Annotated in this window: 17 protein-coding genes; 10 read left to right on the top strand and 7 right to left on the bottom strand. The window is 44.0% G+C overall.

Annotated features, from left to right (window positions below; genetic code table 11):
- Positions 1-166 precede the first annotated feature (166 nt).
- On the top strand, positions 167-856 hold the full coding sequence (phoB, locus tag KO537_RS08625; protein WP_006085167.1) for a phosphate regulon transcriptional regulator PhoB: 690 nt from the start codon (positions 167-169) through the stop codon (positions 854-856).
- A gap of 80 nt (positions 857-936) precedes the next feature.
- The gene (phoR, locus tag KO537_RS08620) at positions 937-2,235 is read left to right on the top strand and encodes a phosphate regulon sensor histidine kinase PhoR (RefSeq protein WP_173245969.1); all 1,299 of its coding nucleotides are present in this window, start codon (positions 937-939) and stop codon (positions 2,233-2,235) included.
- Positions 2,236-2,369: 134 nt separating this feature from the next.
- Here phoR and KO537_RS08615 read toward each other — a convergent pair whose 3' ends face one another.
- The gene (locus tag KO537_RS08615) at positions 2,370-2,513 is read right to left on the bottom strand and encodes a hypothetical protein (RefSeq protein ID WP_219234252.1); all 144 of its coding nucleotides are present in this window, start codon (positions 2,511-2,513) and stop codon (positions 2,370-2,372) included.
- A gap of 217 nt (positions 2,514-2,730) precedes the next feature.
- Here KO537_RS08615 and KO537_RS08610 point away from each other — a divergent pair, with 217 nt between their 5' ends.
- Both KO537_RS08610 and KO537_RS08605 read left to right on the top strand, forming a co-directional pair.
- Positions 2,731-3,702 carry a phosphate ABC transporter substrate-binding protein PstS family protein gene (locus KO537_RS08610; RefSeq protein WP_113941039.1) on the top strand — a complete coding sequence of 324 codons (972 nt, stop codon included), beginning with the start codon at positions 2,731-2,733 and terminating at the stop codon, positions 3,700-3,702.
- A gap of 613 nt (positions 3,703-4,315) precedes the next feature.
- Positions 4,316-6,169, top strand: a complete 1,854-nt coding sequence (locus KO537_RS08605) for a M1 family metallopeptidase (protein ID WP_219234251.1) — start codon at positions 4,316-4,318, stop codon at positions 6,167-6,169.
- A 1,002-nt stretch (positions 6,170-7,171) separates the two neighbouring features.
- Here the strand turns inward: KO537_RS08605 and KO537_RS08600 are convergent.
- On the bottom strand, positions 7,172-7,657 hold the full coding sequence (locus tag KO537_RS08600; protein WP_028760673.1) for a glutathione peroxidase: 486 nt from the start codon (positions 7,655-7,657) through the stop codon (positions 7,172-7,174).
- 151 nt (positions 7,658-7,808) lie between these two features.
- On the opposite strand from KO537_RS08600, the gene KO537_RS08595 reads away from it, so the two are divergent.
- From KO537_RS08595 to KO537_RS08585, 3 genes are all read left to right on the top strand, one after another.
- A complete protein-coding gene (locus tag KO537_RS08595) occupies positions 7,809-9,179 on the top strand; it encodes a magnesium transporter (protein WP_028760672.1) in 1,371 nt (456 codons plus the stop codon).
- 91 nt (positions 9,180-9,270) lie between these two features.
- A complete protein-coding gene (locus tag KO537_RS08590; RefSeq protein WP_219234250.1) occupies positions 9,271-9,789 on the top strand; it encodes a GNAT family N-acetyltransferase in 519 nt (172 codons plus the stop codon).
- Positions 9,790-9,955: 166 nt separating this feature from the next.
- The gene (locus tag KO537_RS08585; RefSeq protein ID WP_028760670.1) at positions 9,956-10,495 is read left to right on the top strand and encodes a YfaZ family outer membrane protein; all 540 of its coding nucleotides are present in this window, start codon (positions 9,956-9,958) and stop codon (positions 10,493-10,495) included.
- 62 nt (positions 10,496-10,557) lie between these two features.
- Here the strand turns inward: KO537_RS08585 and KO537_RS08580 are convergent, their stop codons facing one another.
- Entirely contained in the window at positions 10,558-11,409 is an 852-nt protein-coding gene (locus KO537_RS08580; protein ID WP_131525349.1) for a DMT family transporter, read from the bottom strand.
- A 245-nt stretch (positions 11,410-11,654) separates the two neighbouring features.
- On the opposite strand from KO537_RS08580, the gene KO537_RS08575 reads away from it, so the two are divergent.
- Together KO537_RS08575 and KO537_RS23150 are read left to right on the top strand one after the other, a co-directional pair.
- Positions 11,655-13,328, top strand: coding sequence for a diguanylate cyclase (locus tag KO537_RS08575; RefSeq protein ID WP_212600325.1), 1,674 nt, complete (start codon positions 11,655-11,657; stop codon positions 13,326-13,328).
- Between the two features lie 181 nt (positions 13,329-13,509).
- Positions 13,510-13,728 carry a hypothetical protein gene (locus tag KO537_RS23150; protein WP_251071060.1) on the top strand — a complete coding sequence of 73 codons (219 nt, stop codon included), beginning with the start codon at positions 13,510-13,512 and terminating at the stop codon, positions 13,726-13,728.
- 42 nt (positions 13,729-13,770) lie between these two features.
- Here KO537_RS23150 and KO537_RS08570 read toward each other — a convergent pair whose 3' ends face one another.
- Both KO537_RS08570 and KO537_RS08565 read right to left on the bottom strand, forming a co-directional pair.
- On the bottom strand, positions 13,771-16,893 hold the full coding sequence (locus tag KO537_RS08570) for an NAD(P)-binding protein (RefSeq protein WP_219234249.1): 3,123 nt from the start codon (positions 16,891-16,893) through the stop codon (positions 13,771-13,773).
- 237 nt (positions 16,894-17,130) lie between these two features.
- Positions 17,131-17,292 (bottom strand): hypothetical protein, encoded by a 162-nt coding sequence (locus KO537_RS08565; RefSeq protein WP_006080915.1) that lies wholly within the window; start codon positions 17,290-17,292, stop codon positions 17,131-17,133.
- Between KO537_RS08565 and KO537_RS23240 the strand changes: the two genes are divergently transcribed.
- Positions 17,291-17,425, top strand: a complete 135-nt coding sequence (locus tag KO537_RS23240) for a hypothetical protein (protein ID WP_263180925.1) — start codon at positions 17,291-17,293, stop codon at positions 17,423-17,425. The genes KO537_RS08565 and KO537_RS23240 overlap by 2 nt on opposite strands.
- 155 nt (positions 17,426-17,580) lie before the next feature.
- Here the strand turns inward: KO537_RS23240 and KO537_RS08560 are convergent, their stop codons facing one another.
- Both KO537_RS08560 and KO537_RS08555 read right to left on the bottom strand, forming a co-directional pair.
- The gene (locus KO537_RS08560; RefSeq protein WP_219234248.1) at positions 17,581-18,972 is read right to left on the bottom strand and encodes an RsmB/NOP family class I SAM-dependent RNA methyltransferase; all 1,392 of its coding nucleotides are present in this window, start codon (positions 18,970-18,972) and stop codon (positions 17,581-17,583) included.
- A gap of 238 nt (positions 18,973-19,210) precedes the next feature.
- On the bottom strand, positions 19,211-19,879 hold the full coding sequence (locus KO537_RS08555; protein ID WP_028760666.1) for a glutathione binding-like protein: 669 nt from the start codon (positions 19,877-19,879) through the stop codon (positions 19,211-19,213).
- Between the last annotated feature and the right edge of the window lie 61 nt (positions 19,880-19,940).

The following is a 19,940-nucleotide window of genomic DNA, read 5'->3' as shown; positions in this document are numbered from 1 at the left end:
TAAGGAGGCATATAGCCTCCTTTTTTATTGCTATAAACAAACAGTTATATAAACTTATTATGACAAATATTACTACTATATGGCTCAAGCGGCGTGCTTATTCATAAATCTGTAATAAAAATGACTAATAATAGCCGTGTTGACATTCACTGACAGAAAATCACTTATGACTGCAAGGATATTGATAGTAGAAGACGAGTTGGCCATCCGCGAGATGCTGACTTTTGTAATGGAACAGCATGGGTTTACAACCTCTGCGGCGGAAGATTTTGATTCGGCCATTGCGCTGCTAAAGGAGCCTTACCCCGATCTGATTTTATTGGATTGGATGTTTCCTGGCGGAAGTGGTATTCAATTGGCGAAACGCTTAAAGCAAGATGAGTTTACGCGCCAAATTCCGATCATTATGTTAACCGCCCGCGGTGAAGAGGAAGATAAAGTCAAAGGCCTCGAAGTTGGCGCCGATGATTACATCACTAAACCTTTTTCCCCTAAAGAGCTGGTCGCACGTATTAAAGCCGTATTGCGTCGCAGTGCACCGACTCGTTTAGAAGAAACCATTGATGTACAGGGCTTAATGCTCGATCCTGTGAGTCACAGGGTGAGTGTGGGTGAAACTGTATTAGATATGGGCCCAACCGAATTTCGTTTATTACACTTTTTCATGACCCATCCTGAGCGTGTTTACAGCCGTGAACAGCTGCTCGATAATGTGTGGGGCACCAATGTGTATGTTGAAGACAGAACCGTTGACGTGCATATCAGACGCCTTCGTAAAGCCGTTGAAGAGTCTGGTCATGATCGCTTGATCCAAACGGTTCGTGGCGCTGGTTATCGTTTCTCTACACGCATTTAGTGCTGAATAACTGTTAGGCACAAGTTAGCTTTTACGCTATCTTGTGCTCCTCTTATTTAGCCTGATGTTTGGGTTTATTTATGTCTGACTCTTATTCAGGGTATCGGTTGTTTACGCGCTTAGGTTTATATCTACTGCTTTGCGCGCTAATAGGTTTATTGGTAGGGAAACTTCTCTGGATACTCTTTATCGGCACGCTAGGGTTAGTTTGCTGGCATTACCGACAATTATCACGGCTTAACTTTTGGTTATGGCGGGATAGGAAACTCACGCCGCCGCAGGGCAGTGGGAGCTGGGAAGGTGTATTTAACGGTATTTATCGCCTTCAAGGGAAGAATCGTCGACGAGTCGGTCAACTGGCCGCACTGCTGGCACGATTTCGTCAAGGTGCTGAGGCGTTACCCGATGCCGCTGTCGTGCTTGATTCAGAGCATAATATTTTATGGTGTAACAAGTTAGCGCAACTCATTCTCGGTTTTGTGTGGCCACAGGATAATGGTCAACGAATCGATAATTTAATCCGTCATCCTGATTTTTCTGCTTACATTAAATCCGCACAATACAAAGAGCCGCTGGAGTTACCTTCGCCAGTATCGGATAGGCGTTTGCTTGAAATCCGTATCATGGCTTACGGTGACAGGCAGTTACTGTTAATTGCGCGGGATATCACTCGTATACGTCAGCTTGAGGGAATGCGTAAAGAGTTTGTCGCCAATGTGTCGCATGAATTAAAAACGCCGCTCACTGTGTTACAGGGTTACCTCGAAATGATGCAAAGCATGGCTGAGCCTGATTCGATGAACGTCAAGCCGTTAGCATTGATGCAGCAGCAGACGCGACGAATGCAATCTATGGTCGAACAGCTATTGATGTTATCGCGAATTGAAGATGCGGCTGATATTAACCTCGAAAACACTGTGAATATGACGCAGTTGATGGAGGTGCTCAAGGAGGAAGCTAAGGCGCTGGCACAAGAGAAGTATGAATTGAGTTTCTATTGTGAGCCTGGACTTGATTCTCACGGCAATGAATTACAGCTGAGAAGTGCCTGTTCTAACTTGATTTCTAATGCGATTCGTTACACAGAACCTGGCGGGAAAATTACAGTGCAGTGGTGCAGTGTGGCTACGGGTGCCATCTTTAGCGTAACGGATACGGGTGAAGGTATTGCGGCTCAGCATATTGGTCGATTAACGGAACGCTTTTATCGGGTAGACAGTGCGCGCTCAAGGCAAACTGGTGGTAGTGGTTTAGGTTTAGCGATAGTAAAACATGCGCTTAACCACCATCACAGTAAGCTTAAAATCAGCAGTGAAGTCGGTAAAGGCAGTACTTTTAGCTTTATTATCCCTTTGCATCTTATCGAACGTAAGAAATAGTATGTGTGAGTGAAACATTTACAATAAATAATAAAAACAGGCCATTAGGGCCTGTTTTTGTTTCTAGGTTTATTGAGTCTTTATTATACCAATAGTATTAAATATCTGTTCATTCAGCGGGGATTCAACGCGCTTTAGACAAGGCGAATGCTTGAAGGCATAGTGGTGCTCTGTCGAAAGCCTTTAACGCAGTATAAAGCGCGTTGCCATGCCGTTAACATCACCCGCCCTTCGGGAGCCACACAGGCATCCCACTCCGGTGTTGCATGAATGACCATTTCTGCGTCAATGCGCCTTGGATTGAAATGCCTGTGAGGCTCTGAACTGATTAGATATTTAATGTGATTGGTATTAATGACAGAAAAAAGCGATAAATAGTGCATTGTCATTTAAGTGTCATATCACGGACATAGAATTGTCATTGTAGCGATTGATACTGGCTGCGTCTGAAGAAACTTAAGTTACAAATTAGTTAGCTTACTACTGGAGCACATAATGAAACTGAAAAAGCTTGTCGGCGCGATTACTCTAACAGCCGCTGGTGTATTCTCTGCCACTGCGATGGCATCGATTGATCCATCTCTGCCTACTTATGAAAAAGCGAGCGGTGTATCTGGCAACTTATCATCTGTAGGGTCAGATACCTTAGCCAACATGATGACACTTTGGGCAGAAGAATTTAAACAAATGTACCCTAACGTCAACATTCAGATCCAAGCGGCGGGTTCTTCTACTGCGCCACCAGCGTTGACTGAAGGCACTTCACAGTTCGGTCCTATGAGCCGTAAGATGAAGCCTAATGAAGTTGAAGCGTTCGAAAAGCATTTTGGTTATAAGCCAACTGCGATTCGTGTAGCTATCGATGCTTTAGCCGTATTCGTGCACAAAGATAACCCAATCAAAGGCTTAAGCGTTGAGCAAGTTGATGGCATTTTTTCTTCAACTCACAAATGTGGTAGCAGTGACATCCAACGTTGGGGCGATTTAGGCTTAGACGGTAACTGGTCTGCCAAAGACGTTCAACTTTACGGTCGCAACTCAGTATCGGGCACTTACGGTTACTTTAAAGAGCACGCGCTTTGTAAAGGTGACTTTAAAGCTAACGTAAACGAGCAACCTGGTTCAGCTTCTGTTGTGCAATCTGTTTCTCAATCTCTGAATGCGATTGGCTACTCAGGTATCGGTTACAAAACTGCAGGTGTTAAAGCTGTTGCCATCGCTAAGAAAGGCAATGAGTTTATCGAAGCTACAGCTGAAAACGCGGCTAATGGTACTTACCCACTATCACGTTACTTATACGTTTACGTGAACAAGCAACCAAACAAAGACTTAGCACCAATGGAAAAAGAATTCCTGCGTTATGTATTGTCTAAGCAAGGTCAGCAAGTGGTAGAGAAAGATGGCTATGTGCCAGTGCCTAATAGCGTAGTTGCTAAAGATTTAGAGCAAGTAGGTATTCGTTTGTAAGTCAAATGGCTTGTTAATCAAGGACCTCCCAGGAGGTCCTTTTTGTTTTTGTGGTTTTAAATGTGTAATGATGTCGGGTTTATACCAAATTAAAGACATAAAAAAAGCAACCTAAGTAGGTTGCTGTAAATTCCAATTCGGAATCTTGGGACGGTCGCGCTAGAAACCATCTAAAGGAGAATGATGATGAACGAAGAAACTCATTACAAAGATTCGGTTCATAATATCTGACTCAGCATCATCAAATTAGTTCAGGGAAAGTGCGAAATATTTTAAATAATTTTGCATTTTGTTTTTATAAAAAGAGGCTGACTCGATTTTTGCCAAGTTTGCACGTCTCAATTTTAGCTGCTTCTACTGTGACTACCGATAAATCCAGCAAGCTAGAGATAGCTTATTGCAAACTCGGTACCTACACCTAAAGATGAACTGTTACAAAAAACTTGTTCCTAAGGAGCTCTAGAGCTCAGTTACGATTTGCCTCTGAGTAAATTTGCAGTCGATAATACCTCCCAATGATTAGTGATAAGTTATCAAGCCCGTCACCACAGCAAGGTAACTCATAACTCACTATTTAGAACATACCGCTCAGAACTTGAATATCGAGGCGACAGTGTTGCAACCAACTAAGAGTACATTAGCTGATGTAGCCCCTTGGGATTTAACCCGAGATTACCATTCTTTTGCGAATACCGAACAAGTGCAAGTGACCCATGTCTCTTTGGATGTCATGGTGGATTTTGACGCGCAGCGTCTTTTCGCTAAAGCGACGCTGTCCTTGGATTTTCTTGAGTGTGATGTAACAGAGCTTTGGCTTGATAGTCGAGATCTAACCATACTCGCTGTGACTTGTTTTAATGCTACAGAGGGGGTGAATGTATTAACAGAAATGGATGAAGAACCGCTCGATTTTGTGCTTAATGAAGCTGACCCCATACTCGGGCAAAAATTGTGTATCACGTTACCAGAATCTCCTTGCAAGCAGATTTGTATTCACTATCAAACCTCTCCGTCCGCCCAAGGATTACAGTGGCTAGCGCCTGAGCAAACCGCGGGTAAACAGTTACCTTACCTCTTTAGTCAATCGCAACCGATCAATGCCCGCAGTTGGATCCCATTACAAGATACGCCTAAGGTGCGGATCACTTTTGATGCTAAGGTGCAAGTGCCCAAAGGCATGCGCGCCGTTATGAGCGCGATGAATCATCCCGATACGCCACTTAATGGTGTGTTTCACTTTGAGATGGAACAGCCTATTCCGACCCATTTAATGGCCTTGGCTGTGGGTGATATTGCCTTTCAAGCGATAGGTCCAAGATGCGGCGTGTATACCGAGCCGAGCATGCTAGCGGCCGCCGCAAAAGAGTTTGAAGATACTGAATACATGCTCGACGTTGCCGAGTCATTGTTAGGTCCTTACGTATGGGGCCGCTATGACATGATTATCTTGCCGCCGAGTTTTCCATTCGGTGGAATGGAAAATCCGCGTTTAGCCTTTTTAACGCCCACGCTCATTGCTGGTGATAAAAGTTTAGTGTCAACCGTTGCCCATGAGTTAGCGCATTCTTGGACGGGTAATCTGGTCAGTAATGCGACTTGGCGTGATCTCTGGTTAAACGAAGGTTTCACGACCTATTTTACTAACCGTATTGTCGAGGCTGTCTACGGCAAAGAACAGGCAGAATTAGAATGGGTGATAGAGTTTGGTCGCTTAAAAGAAGAAATAGCGTCTTTGCCTACGGGTAAGCAAACTTTACCCGCTAATGTGCAGCAGGACGATCCTAATCTTGCCTTTAATCGTTTTACTTATGATAAGGCTTCGATGTTTGTCCATGATTTAGAGCGTAGGCTAGGGCGAGTAGAATTTGATAAATTTTTACTCACTTATGTGAATCATTTTGCGTTTAAAGCCATTACCACTGAAGTGTTTGTCGAGTACGCAAAACAAACTTTACTGCAATTACATGCAGATAAAATCACTGAGGCTGAACTATTAACGTGGATTTATGGTGAAGGCTTACCTAAGGGCTATTGCGGACCAACATCCATGAGTTTAGATAAAGTCGATGATGCGCTGGCGTGTTTTCTACAGGGAACAGCAGCGGGCAGATTAAGTGTTAAAGATTGGCGAGTGCACCATTGGCAATATTTTCTGACCCAATTACCTGAAGTCGTTAGTCAAGTTCAATTGATGGATCTGGATGAAACCTTCCAATTAACCCAATCGACTAATGCAGAAATTGCCTGTGATTGGTTTCGAGTCGCTATTCGTAATCATTATGATCCTGTGTTGCCGGCATTAAGTGCCTATTTAGTGCGTATTGGACGCGGTAAATTTGTGCGGCCACTCTATGCTGAGTTACAAATTGCGGGATATCACTCTGAATTAAAAGACATCTATACAAAGGCTCGTGCAGGCTATCATCCTTCGATTCAAGTTCAATTGGACAAATCACTCAGCTTATAGAAATTTAGGTAAAAAAAATGGCAACCTATGGGTTGCCACAAAGAAATCAGTGCGGGATACAAATAGAATTCAATGCGCTAGCGTATTTTCTATTGTGTCCCAAAAGGGAGATGATGATGAACGACCAACCAATTCGACTCAATGCGATAAAACAGAAACTGTGTCATTTGAGGGTATGAAACTGCGACTTCACATATTTCATTCTCAAGGTGCATTTAATCTTATCTGTTAATCCTTACCTATACTCAGAGTCACCATTTTTAATTAAGTTCACTGATATCAGAAAAAAATCCCAAAAAGTTTCAAAAAGATTTTCTGGGGAATACTGAGTGCTCACACTTAAGCGTTACATTTGTTTTACATTAAAATCATGGGGATAAAAATTAAACGCGTGCCAGATTTATTAATCTATAAGCTAGCGTTAGCGCTTGTTGAAATTTGAGTAAAAAAAATGGCAACCTAAGGTTGCCACAAGGAAATCAGTGCGGGATACAAATAGAATTCAGTGCGCTAGCGTGTTTTCTATTGTGTCCCAAAAGGGAGATGATGATGAACGACCAACCAATTCGACTCAATGCGATAAAACAGAAACTGTGTCATTTGAGTGCATGAAACTGCGACTTCACATATTTCATTCTCAAGGTGCATTTAATCTTATCCGTTAATCCTTACCTATACTCAGAGTCGCCATTTTTAATTAAGTTCACCGATATCAGAAAAAAGATAAAAAAGTTTTTGAGAGATATTGCATGCTCATACTTGGTTGTTACATTTGTTTTACATCTAAATTGAAGGGATAAAAAAAGGCAACCTAATGGTTGCCTAATGACCTATTCCTAGGTCAAGGGGACTGCGCTAGAAGCCCCAGGGAGATGATGAACATGAAAAAGACATTCACTGTTCAATACATTTGAGGGGCCTTGTACGGTTAAAGTTCCATAAAAAATTAAAATAAATCTAAATTTTTATAAATTGCAAGATTTCAAATAGATAGTGATTAAATTATTTTAGCAAAGCAGCAATTTTACTTTCTAATGCTTCGGGTTTGGTCGTTGATGCAAATCTTTCGATTGCTTCGCCTTGGCGATTAACTAAAAATTTAGTGAAATTCCATTTAATACCTTGAGTGCCTAATACGCCGGGAGCGGCTTTCTTAAGGTATTGATAAAGTGGATGCGTATGTTCGCCATTCACTTCTATTTTAGAAAATAGCGGAAACGTCACGCCAAAATTCAATTCACAAAAGGCTTGAATGCCTTGTTCATCGGCTTTTTCTTGGGCGCCAAATTGATTGCAAGGAAAGCCCAAAATCACTAATCCTTTATCTTTGTATTCTTGATATAGCGTTTCTAATCCTTTGTATTGCGGTGTAAATCCACATTCACTGGCGGTGTTGACGATTAAGAGTACTTTGCCTCGATACTGCTCTAAACTTACCGCGTTGCCTTGAATGTCTGTTGCTGATTGGCTGTATATATTCGTAGTCATGTTCACCTCCGTAGGATCTTAGCCAAACAGCATAAACCTTAAAATAATTTTCAGCAATATAATTGCGCGCAATTTATTTTGTGGGTTTGCTAATTTACTTAATTATCAATATAGTTACAGCAATTTTGTGGCTAAAGAAAAGGGCATCTGTGTGATAGAAAATGACGCAGAATACGAAACAAACATGCAAGCTGATGTGGGGCAAGTAGTTCAACAACTCACTGAAGTTGAAGGCGAAGAACAGGCTGAAGTGTTTAGTGAAATTCTGAATGACTCAGAACCTGGAACCATAGCCTTAGCGCTTGAGTCCTTGCCCTTGGATGAGCGTTATGAGCGTTGGCAGCAAGTTGAATTTGCTGACAGAGTGACTGTGCTGAGCCTAATGCGTGCCGATCCACGTATGGGGATCCTGAAGCGGATGCCTGACAATGAAGTGGATCTGTTATTTGCGCAATTAAGCCCAGAAGATTTAATTGAGTGGAGTGATTATCTTCCTGAAAGTTTTACCGATCGTGCCTTGGCTCAGATGGGAGAGCGTCAGCGACAACGATTCGAACTTTATGATCAATACTCTGAGAATGAAATCGGCCGTTATACCGATCATCAAATGTTGGTGCTCAGTGATAAGGCGACAGTTGCTCAAGCGCAGCGCTTCTTTCGCCGTATAGAGCTCGATTGTAACGACAATTTGTTTATCGTTGATGATCTGGATAAGTATCAAGGTACTGTTCGTCGTTATGATATTTTTAAACATAATCCCGATGAGTTATTGATTTCACTTTTGTCTGAGGACTGCCGTGCGTTATCCGCCGATACGAGTCTTTTGGAAGCGGCCGAAGCGATAGAGCACAGCCGCGAAATTGAATTGCCTGTGATTGATGAGTCCGGAGAGTTAATCGGCCGAGTGACGCTACGAACCGCAACGGCATTAGTGCGTGAGCATTATGAGGCGCAGTTGATGGCAACAGCGGGAATGGATGAATCCGACGACTTGTTCGCCCCGATTATGAAAGGTGCTCAGCGCCGTGCAGTATGGCTTGGGATCAATTTACTGACGGCTTTCCTTGCCTCAGCGACTATTGGTTTATTTGAAAATGTCCTATCACAAGTGGTTGCATTAGCGGTGTTGATGCCGATTGTCGCTTCTATGGGCGGCATCGCGGGGAGCCAATCTTTAACGCTAATGATCCGCGGTATGGCTATGGGACAGATTTCGGCGGGTAACTTGTTTTCGCTAATGAAAAACGAACTCGGCATTGGCATAGTTAACGGATTTTTGTGGGCGATAGTGATAGGTTTAGTCTCTGGCTGGTGGTTCGGTGAAGCGACGATAGGTATAGTGATTGGCTGTGCGATATTGATTAATATGGCCGTTGCCGCTATTGCTGGGGTGATAGTGCCTATGGTGTTGCAGAAGTTTAATCAAGATGCGGCGTTATCGGGTTCAGTGATCTTAACGACTGTGACCGATGTGGTGGGTTTCTTTACTTTCTTAGGTATGGCGACGTTGTTATATCTGTAGCGTAGGTTCTTGGGTGAGTTTGGAAGATGAATGCACGGCAATTTGGTGTGCATTCACCGTATGTTGGGAACATTAACGGTTTAATCTGGATATGAATAACATTCAGTTTGTTATAGGTAAAAAGCCGGAAGAATTAGCGCTGGCGGCACAATTAATTGATGGGCGTGATGATAATGCTCATCCGTTGGATCATCAGGTCTTTTTCCATTCTCGTGCGGTGATCTTAGCGAAAACTATCGAGGGTGAGATTGTCGGTTGCGCCGCGATAAAAGCCGGTAAAGGCACTGTTGGTAAAGGCACTGTCGGTGAACTGGGTTATCTGGTGGTGTCGCCCTATTATCGGCGTCAAGGCATAGCTCAAGGTTTAACGCAAAAACGTATCGAAGTGGCTAAGGCTTTAGGGATATTGATTTTATACGCCACAATTCGCGCCGAGAACACGTCGAGTCAAGCTAATTTATTGAAGGCAGGTTTTCAGTTTTGGCGTAATTATTTGAGTATCCGTGGCACAGGAAATACTGTGGGTTGGTATTACTTAGCTTTAAGCGTTAATGTCGATGCTGAAGCGATAATGCAGTCTTTAGTTGGCGATCGTACCCCGGCGGTCTAATTGTGTTGTAAGTGAAAAGACTTAGATCTTAATGTGTTTTCATCTTGTTTTACATTTGTATATTCCTCGCAAATAATCCCTCTTTATACGCAAATAGGCTGATTTTCTTTATTTATTCGGTATGATCCGCGGCTATTACCCACAGTCATTATTGAGGTGTTTTTTTATGGCTAAGTTCAGAGTAGCAAGTGTCTTATTATTGAGTGCAGCAGCGCTGCAAGTGAATGCGTCAGAATTTAATCTTGGGTTGAACAACGATGTGGTTTCAACTGAGTTAGAACTGCAATTGAACAAAGATACTAACGCAGTTTTGGGTTATATCTATGCGGATGAAGGCGGCCATATCGCTCAAGGTGCGATGCACATGACCCATGATGCAGGTGTGCATCACTTTGAGGTCGGTGCTCAGTTAAGCCAGCTTTGGTCTGACTATTCACCCAATGGAAGTGCCGTTTCTGTTGGTGGTCGTTATGCACTATCAATGGGACCCAATATTTCACTGCACGCCGCGGCTTACTATGCGCCGTCTGTATTGTCATTTGGCAATGTTGATGGTCATTATGAATTAGACTCAAAAGTGCAATACCGTATAACGCCAAACATGGCACTTTATGTTGGTTACCGCAAGATTGCCTTCGAATACGATGATGCCCGCAATTTTACTTTCGAAGATGGTGTGTATATTGGCGGTAAATTCCGTTTCTAAGCACAAAGCATATTGATTTAGCTGTATTGCGATCGAGATGTCGAATTAAAGAGCCGGCGAGGTTAACTTCGCCGGCTTTTCCATTTCGCCTTTAGCTCACTGTAGCTTGGCAATATGGATGAGAAAATGACTAATCCAATACCGATTAAAATCACTAGGCTGAGTTCTTCATCGAGTATCCACCAGCCTAACAAGGCTGCAAAAATCAATCCTGTATATTCTACTGGTGCCATTTGGCTCGCATCGGCACGTCGATAGGCATGGATGATGAGATAGGTCATAGCAATGTAAAATAGTCCCAAAGTCAGTCCCACTTGCGCCACTGGTAAACTAAATTCGGCGCCTTCGTATAAGGTCGCAGGTATCAGAAATATCATCGCAAAGGCATTAGACCAAAAGAGCATGGAAAAAGGATGTTCATGGGTCGAATAGGCCTTTAAAATCAAACTATTCAATGCTGATGTTATGGCACCGAAAAAGGCTAAACCTATATACAGGTTAAATTCTGTTGGTTGGCTGATAAGCAAAATGCCGCTAAAGCCGATAAGACCTGCGACCATGCGTCGATAACCAATACGTTCATTTAAAAAAATGGCCGATAGTACTAGCAGTAACAAGGGTGAGGTATAAATCACGGCTGTTACTGTCGCGAGCGGAAGATGCAGAATAGCAAGCATAAAAATGGCGTTGCCCAGTCCAATCAATAGTGCGCGGGCGAGATGCACTTTGTAAAAAGGACTCAGTTTAAGATTACCCTGTAAGTGCCACACAAAAGGCAGTACAAGCAGAGTGGCAAATAATTGCCTGTAGAGCACCAGTTGAAAAACAGGCACATTGGTTTCAAGCAACTTAACCAATAGGTTACCGCTGGCAATCAGTAGTTGTGCGGCTAAAATCATCAATAGAGGCTGCATAGGATCCCAGCAAAAATAAGTCAGTATTGAGGTGTATCTTGAATTTCATGCCGCAGTTTGGACTTTGAGACTAAAATAGCATCATAAGGCATGGTATATCCGACTAATTTAGCCTAACTGATTGTAAAAAACTAAATGTAGCCATAAAGTTAACCTACAAATCCAACTATCGACTAAGATTGACAGCATTAGCATTTTCTTCATAGCTGTAAAAATGATCTATGGCCCTTTAACTAAATAAGCCGATGAACAAACTTAAACAAACTCTATTTGGGTGTTTTTTACTTTTTTTGTGGACATTAAGTCCCTCTGTATTAAGCGCTGAAATTGCGTTGGACTCCCCGTATTTGTTCCATGCTAAAGCGGATCAACAGCCTCCTGAGCGGTTTGAAACTGTGCCCCATTGGATGGGACAACTCGACGAAGCTAGTTCGGTCAGCTTAACCGGTGGCGATTATTGGATGATTACACCTGTGATGGTCAATCAACGTCAATCAAACTGGGTAGTGGATGCAAGTAATTCGATTATTGAATCCGTAGATTATTGGATACTCGGCAGTGACGGCAGCGTACAACATGCCCACAGTGGCTACACTGCTCCATACCAGTTTTTATTCGATTATGGCCGTAAGGTCACCTTGAATATGGGCACGGATTATTGGTTGGTGGTGAAGCTGAGTAGCCGTTATTACTCATCTCCCCCTGAGATAGCATTGCAAAGTGTGGCGGATCATCAACTTATGTCTGACCGTCTCGCAATGGCAGTGCTGCTGTGTTTAGGCGGATTATTGTTTATCGCTTTATATAATATTTTGATTTATATCTCTATTCTTGATAAAGCGTTTCTCTACTATGGTCTTTACGTATTTGCCTATTTTGGTGGCTGGGCACTGACTTTCCATTTGCCTGCACACTTATTTAATTTCCATTACCTCGAGTTGCATCATCTGTTTTTCATCAGTTTGCCCATTTTTAATATCATGTTTTACAAGCACTTCCTGCAGTTACCTAGTTACTCTCCGCGGCTGTGGCGTCTTAGTCAGTATTTAATGTTTGCCTGCATTGTGGCTCTGCCGACCAGTATTTGGTTGTTATCCTATACGGCAATTATTGCTTCTGTACTGATTATGCTATGGATTGCTTTAGCGATTACTTGCGGTAATGTGTGCTTGATGAAAGGCTTTGCTCCTGCACGTTATTTTATTCTTGCCTTTACTTGCTTGCTGTTGCCTGCGGTGATTATTTTACCCGGAAATATGGGGTTAACCCCTGATTTTATCGAACATGCTGAGCTGGCGACACTGATGGGCGGCACGGCCGATGCGTTGCTGCTGTCCTTAGCGTTAGCGAATAAGCTGAAATTACTTGCTGAGGAACGTAAGGCGCATATTGAAGAGTTAGCGATTGCATGGGAAAAGGCACGTTTAGATGGATTAACGCGAGTCGGTAATCGTTATGCTTTTGACGAATATATGAACTCACAATTAGGATTTGCCGATAAAGTCGTGCAACCGATGGCGTTAGCACTATTGAATATCGATAGTCTGAAAAGTGTCAATGAAACACTCGGCCATCAAGAAGGCGATAGATTATTGCTGTTGATAGTGCAGTTATTGCAAGCAACAGACTTAGCGCACATGAAGGTTTATCGGATTAGTGGTGACGAGTTTGTGATTGTGACGCCTTCTGCTGGTATCCAGTTATTACAGAGTGCTTTGAGTGGCTTAGGTGAAGAATTAGCAAGCCATGGTTTTAAAGATTGCCAGTGTAGTTTTGGGATGTCGTTAAACACTGAGGTCGCAGATCCCCATGAGTGGTTGCGTTCTGCTGACACTCACTTATATCAATCGCGTATGGATAAGCGTCGTCAAGAGTATGCAGATACTCGCGGTGTCGATGTGAGGCTACATTTAAGCTAGCTATTGAAAATTTAAAATAATCGTTTTATACCAATCACATTAAATAGCTAATCAGTTCAGAGCCTCACAGGTATTTCAATCCAAGGCGCATTGACGCAGAAATGGTTATTCCCTTTTAAGTCAATGCAACACTGGAGTGGGATGCCTGTGTGGCTCCCGAAGGGCGGCTGATGTTTACTACATGGCAACGCGCTTTATACTGCGTTTAAGGCTTTCGACAGAGCACCACTATGCCTTCAAGCCTTCGCCTTGTCTAAAGCGCGTTGAACTCCCGCTGAATGAACAGATATTTAATACGATTGGTATTATTAGAACATTGGAAAACATAAACGGCGTAGAATTTATCTGCGCCGTTTATGTTTTTATCTTAGATTTATTAGCTTCATCTTGCTTGGACTGAGCAGTGTCCAAGTTTGCGACTTAGCTAGATTTAAGGACGAGCTTAGAAGTCTTTTTCGCCCTTAATCACCGCAGGATGACCCGATATCGCTTTTGAAGTGTGCATTCCCGCCATCGTCGCCGCTTCGACGCAGCCCGCATTAAGGCCTGTCTTTATCCAATCGCCCGTCATATACAGGTTATCTATCCCTGTGCCATCTGTCGTGATGCGATACTGCGAGCTGTCTTTAACCGATAAGACATAACGCTCGGATGGGTCTACATTTGCGCGCCAATATTGGCTATCGAAGCGGGCAACACCTTGGCGGTCTTGTTCATCGTGTAACCATTCCCAAGGGAAGCTATCACCGACATTTTGCCAAAGTTTATGGATTTCGGTATTGAGTTGATGGATAGCGCCCGCTTTTGCTTCTAAGGTTTTCTGTTGTAGGAAATCTACATCCGAGCTTGGTGGATAGGCTTCGACAGGCAATGCCGAGCAAAAGTAACTGGCATTTTTAGGTTCTAAGCCGCGCCAATCTTCTTTGTCTAGCAGTTGGTTCATCGATGCCCAAGTATCGAAGGGTTCGGTGAAGCCCGATAATACGGGTTCCTCGCCATCTTCAGAGTAATTAGGCCAGCCTATCCCATTCAGATCTTGGTTCATCCACAGTTGATAGGCTTGAGTGGCGACAGTTTGCACCTTATCAACGCAAAGCTTGAGGGCTGGGCTTTGTGCCATGACTTCACTCGCCACATGGGGCACAGAACCTATGGATAGACCGAAGATCACTTTGTCGAAATCTACGCCTTTGACTAAGCGCTTTTTCGGCAGGGCTTTGCCAAAGTGAGTTTCATACACGCTGTCCCAATCGCTCCAGAAGTGTTCAAGATTGATATTATGGGCTTTAAGCAGTGCCGCTTGTTCAGGCTCAAGCTGCTCATAATTGGGCGTACTCGGCCAGCAAGCGAGACCTTTCACATCGACTAAAGGATCGTAGTTTGTGACAGTCGGCGCCAGAGCTACTTGCTCAGTGATCTCAATCGCTTGAATACTTTGATTGTGACATTCGAGATTATCAACTCGATTGAAGTAGTGGAAATTGACTCCGCGGCGTTTGAGCACTTCGTAAAAAGGTGTAAACACAACATCCCCCATGCCCGCCTGCATTTTCCACATCACGCCACCTTGATAGCACAGGGCAATACGCAGCATAGCGCGGATAATTGTGCCCGCTTCGACATTGGGTTTGTCGAAGTTCCCTTTTTCATAGGCAAACACTAAGTCGTAAAAACCGCGCACTGGGGCGCTGTCGACTGTGTACTTAAGGCTGGCGCCGTGTTTGGTTAACCATTCGCGATAATCATAGTCATTGATGGCGTCAAAGCCTTTTTCAAATACATCGTCGGCAAACATGCCCTTGAGGATCGTGAGCCCCAGATCGGCGGCTATATATAAGTGGCGCAGTTCGTCATTATTATCTAAATGTCCGCTAAAACGTTTCACGAGTCTTTGATGCAGGGCATCGACGGCCGATTCTACAAAACCATCGTCACTTTCACTGTGTACATGCTCATCGCACTCGCGGCCAATCATTTGATTAAAATGGCATTCAAGCTTATCACCGAGCGCGTCGAGTGATTCTTTGGCATCTTCGACCGAATCCTCTAACTTATCTTTTAAGCGTTCAAACCAGCTGCTATCGAGCCAGTTTTTAGGTGTTCCCATGGCTTTTTCATCTGCATCGAGCAGGTCATCCATGTCTTTGAGCCATTCTTTGATCCACGCAAAGGCGACTTTAACGACTTTCCAGAAGGTGAGGGTTTCGGTGCCATCACCTGGGATGCCTGGTAGCATTGGGAAAGTGATTGGCCAACTCACAGAACGGCCATCAACTTCTTCCTGTAAGACGATAAAGTTATGGGGTTTAAAGGCATCAAAAAAAGTCGCAAGCGGCGCGTTTGCTGGCCTATCCAATTCCTCATACGCTTTACGCATTAGGGCAAACGCGTTTTGATAGAAACCAAACCAAATGTGTAAACCATGTTCTTCGATGCGTTGTCCCATAGCGGCATTGCGGCCACTAGCCCCTTTACCACCGATACGCCAGCCGAGTTGATAGACATCAATCTCATATTGATTCTGCCAGCCGGGTTTGTCGGTTAGATAACAGGCTGCTGTCATTGCCGCGACACCGCCACCGAGAATGGCTATTTTCTGTTTTTTGATTTCGGAGTTATCGACTAATACCTCGCCGGGCGGCACTTCAAAATCGAAGTTCACATGGTAAGGGAGTAAAACGTGCTGCTCACCAATCTCGACCCCGAGCGTATCCTTTAACGGGAAGCTGGCATTATCAAAAATGGTCGCGACAAAATCATTTTTTAGCAGGGCAACACTGTGCACTTTATTCACTTGGGCTGGCGCGGCAACGATGGCTTGATAAATGGCTTTTTGCCCTGACGAGTCGGGGAACTGTTTTAGAAATACTTGATCGATAGCGGGTTTAAATAACAGATGAAATAGCTGCTCTTCGCCAAGCTGGTCAAGTTCTGGAATAAAATCGGTTTGTTCTTTAAAGAGTTGCCAAGTTTGAGCTATCGCTTCAAGGGTTGAAAGCTGTGCCTCGGGTTTGGCATCGCAATTCACTTCAATTAATGGATGCAGGGCAAGTTCGGTTTCGGGTGAGAAATGTAAAAAACTTTTGGTCTCAAGGGATAATCGCGTCAGAGGCTCGCCAACCGCTGGCATAGTGTATTCACATAAATACTTAGGATAACCAAAGAGTTCTCTGCCATTAATTAAGGCCATGGCATCGTTCACCCAAATGTGTAGTGGCTGAAAATACACTTGGCTGATTTGTTTACTGTCGCTGCTATCTTGGCGCCCGACCATGACCCAAGTGATGATGTCCGTTTCTTGGATCCAGCCCTTAGCTCTGTCCTCTGGATAAGCGGAATATGCTTTTTCAATTTGAGTGAAGGTTGTCAGTACGTAGGGAGACAGCACCTTAAAATACATTGCGCTACAGGCAACTTGATTCAGGGTTTTATCGATAGAGCGTTGCAGGTTTTCCTGTTTCCCCTTAAGAAAAAAACCGTACATATCGGCTTTATTTAGCACTAAGGGCGAGTGCATCAACATACTGCCTTGGGGATAAATAAAGTCGGGGCGCTGTTTTTCCATGGCGTTCATCCTTAAATTTCAGTGTAAGTCCAATGATTTGGGAGTTATAGCCCAAAAAGCATAGGGCAAATAAGCAATTAAGCCCATTGATTTTACACTGGAATGATTAAGTATTTGAGAGAGGATAACGGGGTTGAGTAGCAAGTTGGATATTATCCAACTTGCTCAGATTTGGCAGGTTTAGCACAGAACGAATTTGTAAAACAAACCCGTGAGAGCAAGGGTACTTAGATTTAGTTACTTCGATTTATTTTGGTAGAAATCCACCTCTGTATTATCGTCCGAGTAACGTCGCTTAGTATCTCTGCGGCGCTGTTTCACGCGTTTATTCTTTTGCTTACCTTTGACGTTATCGCCCCATGGCGCATCATCGTCGTCAAATTCATAGGAGTGTGACATGGTCAAAATTCCAAAAATACCTGTGCCATTCGCAGCACCCGATCTTTTTACCCAAAGGAGAGATGAAGCTAAAGCGAAATATTTCATCACTGATGGTGAAAAGTTTTGTCCAAAGGCTATATCTTGCCACTGAAATGGCCGTATCTGAGATTTTAATGGGGAATATGTGGATTATCATTATGATAATTAAAGGATAAGTGTAATTATCATCGGAAATTATATTATATGATTGAAACTGGCGCCCAGAATGAAAGGCGCCAAGTTTTGATACAAAATAATGAGTTAGTGTTACTTGACGCGCAGCATACGCGTGACAAACATACCATCACTATTCGCTTCAAAGGGCCATACGGTCAACATTTCTGTTTGTTCACCCGTAAAAGGATGGCGTATTGGCGTGAGCGTGAACTCTGGATGTTGCTTTAAAAACGCCGTCACCACGTCTTGGTTCTCGAGCGGCGACAAGGAACACGTGGCGTAAACGAGGATGCCGCCCGCTTTAACTGCGCTGCTACTACGGCTTAAAATATCGAGCTGTAACGCGGCTTTATCGGCCACGGCTTCAACACCATCCAACCAACGCATATCGGGATTACGTCGCCAAGTGCCAGTACAACTGCACGGGGCATCGACTAACACACCGTCGAAATGATCCGCAGATACCGGCAGGGCATCGCTCTTCCAACGGGCAACGCTAATGTCGTTAAAGTGGGCTCTTTGGGCACGTTTAGTCAGTTCTTCTAGGGCATTGGAGCGAATATCCGACGATATAATGCTGCCCGTAGAGGGTGTTTTATTATCAGCAGCCTGGGCCAACATCAAAGACCGCAGCTGCAGGGTTTTTCCGCCAGCACCACTGCAGGCATCCCACCAATGGTCATCGGGTTCTGGCGCGCAAATTTGCCCTATGACCTGTGAAGCCAAATCTTGGATCTCAATATTACCGTCTTTATACAGGGCTATTTCATTAAGATTCATACTCTTGCTGCCAAGGTTAATGGCATCGTTAAAGTAATGACCATAACTAGCATCGATACCTATCGCTTGCAGCTGCGCCGCCGCAGCTTGACTCGTGATCCCTTGCGCGCGGCCCCAAATCGGCGGGCGACTGGACATAGCTTCAATTAATTGGGTTTGCTGCGCAGCATCAACAGGACACACTTGCCAGAACCAGTCGGGTAATAAATCCTGTGGCTTAAGCTTCGCCGTGGGAAATAAATGCTGCATTAGTGCCAGTTTGTCGTCGAGACTTTCAACAGTAAGTGCTTGAGCTTGCTGATAATCGATGGGCGATTGTGATAACTCATGCCAAGCGCTAGCAATATCTTGCCAAGCGTGAGCTTCCAATAGGGCACTGGCGCTTAGGCTGGCAAAATAAGTCGCTGATTCTTGTTGATCGCCTAATCGCTGAAACCAACCCCACCAGCGAAACAGACTAAACAAAGATTCACGAATGACTTTACGATCCTTCGAGCCGTGTTTTTTATGTTCTCTAAAGTAGTTGGCCAGAATACGGTCGGCGGGCATTTTACTGCTTTGAATTTCATCGAATAATTGCTTAATTGTACTGGCGTAACTGAGCGCACGTTTTTGCGCTGGGGTGCTCGCCTCTGCATCTAACGCTGACGATGTGTTTGAGTTGGATGCTTTACCGGAAGAGAAGCTGCTTGGATTACCCATAAATTTAGCCTGAATTATGCTCTCTGTGGCTGCGCCTTATGTAGGAGGCATAACTGTAACAGAGGGGAAAAATAAGTGGCGCAGAGTGTAGCAGTTTTGCCCGATAACAGGCAGAAAAAAAGCCCTAAAGTCGCATCAACTTGCGGGGCTTTTTGTGGTTGAGTCACTGAGACTCATGGTGCATTCAGTACCAAAGGGTTATTTGCAGACTATCACTCAATTACCGCTTGGAAGGTGATTATTTCGTCACCATCTTTTGGATTTGCTTAGCCCGTTCTTCATCACTCATTTCCACCGGTGGCGGCGTGATTATGCCTTTTTGGCACGCGGGTCTGAGTGCTAACTTATCTAACCAACGTTGCAAATGTGTCAGACCTTCCATATTGATGCCGCTCCACTCGTGGATCCGCACCCAAGGCCAAGTTGCGATGTCGGCAATCGTGTATTCGTCACCAGCAAGGTATTGATTTGTAGCTAGTTGAGTATTCATAACCTCGAATAAACGTCGACCTTCTTTTTGATACCTGTCAATGGCTGCGGGGATTTTTTCAGGGAAGTACCTAAAGAATACGTTGGCTTGTCCCATCATGGGGCCGACGCCGCTCATTTGGAACATTAACCATTGGATCACCTGTGAGCGCTTTTTCGGATCGGCTGGCAGGAATTTACCTGTTTTTTCGGCGAGATACAGCAGAATCGCACCCGATTCGAATACCACAAAATCCTCGTTATCGCGGTCGATAATGGCGGGAATGCGACCATTGGGATTGATGGCGATAAACTCTGGCTGTTTTTGCTCACTGGTGCTGAAATCTAATTTATGGACGCGATATTCAAGTCCCATTTCTTCCAGTGCGATGGAAATTTTAAAACCGTTAGGGGTCGCGGCTGTGTATAAATCTATCATGATGATTCCTTAAGGTTATAACGTTTATAGCTACTCACTTTAGTGCCCATGAATATTCATC

This window comes from Shewanella sp. NKUCC01_JLK (assembly GCF_019345615.1).
GTDB lineage: Bacteria > Pseudomonadota > Gammaproteobacteria > Enterobacterales > Shewanellaceae > Shewanella > Shewanella oncorhynchi.
The sequence above is the reverse complement of the archived record's forward strand: the minus strand, read 5'-3'. Positions and strand labels throughout refer to the sequence as shown.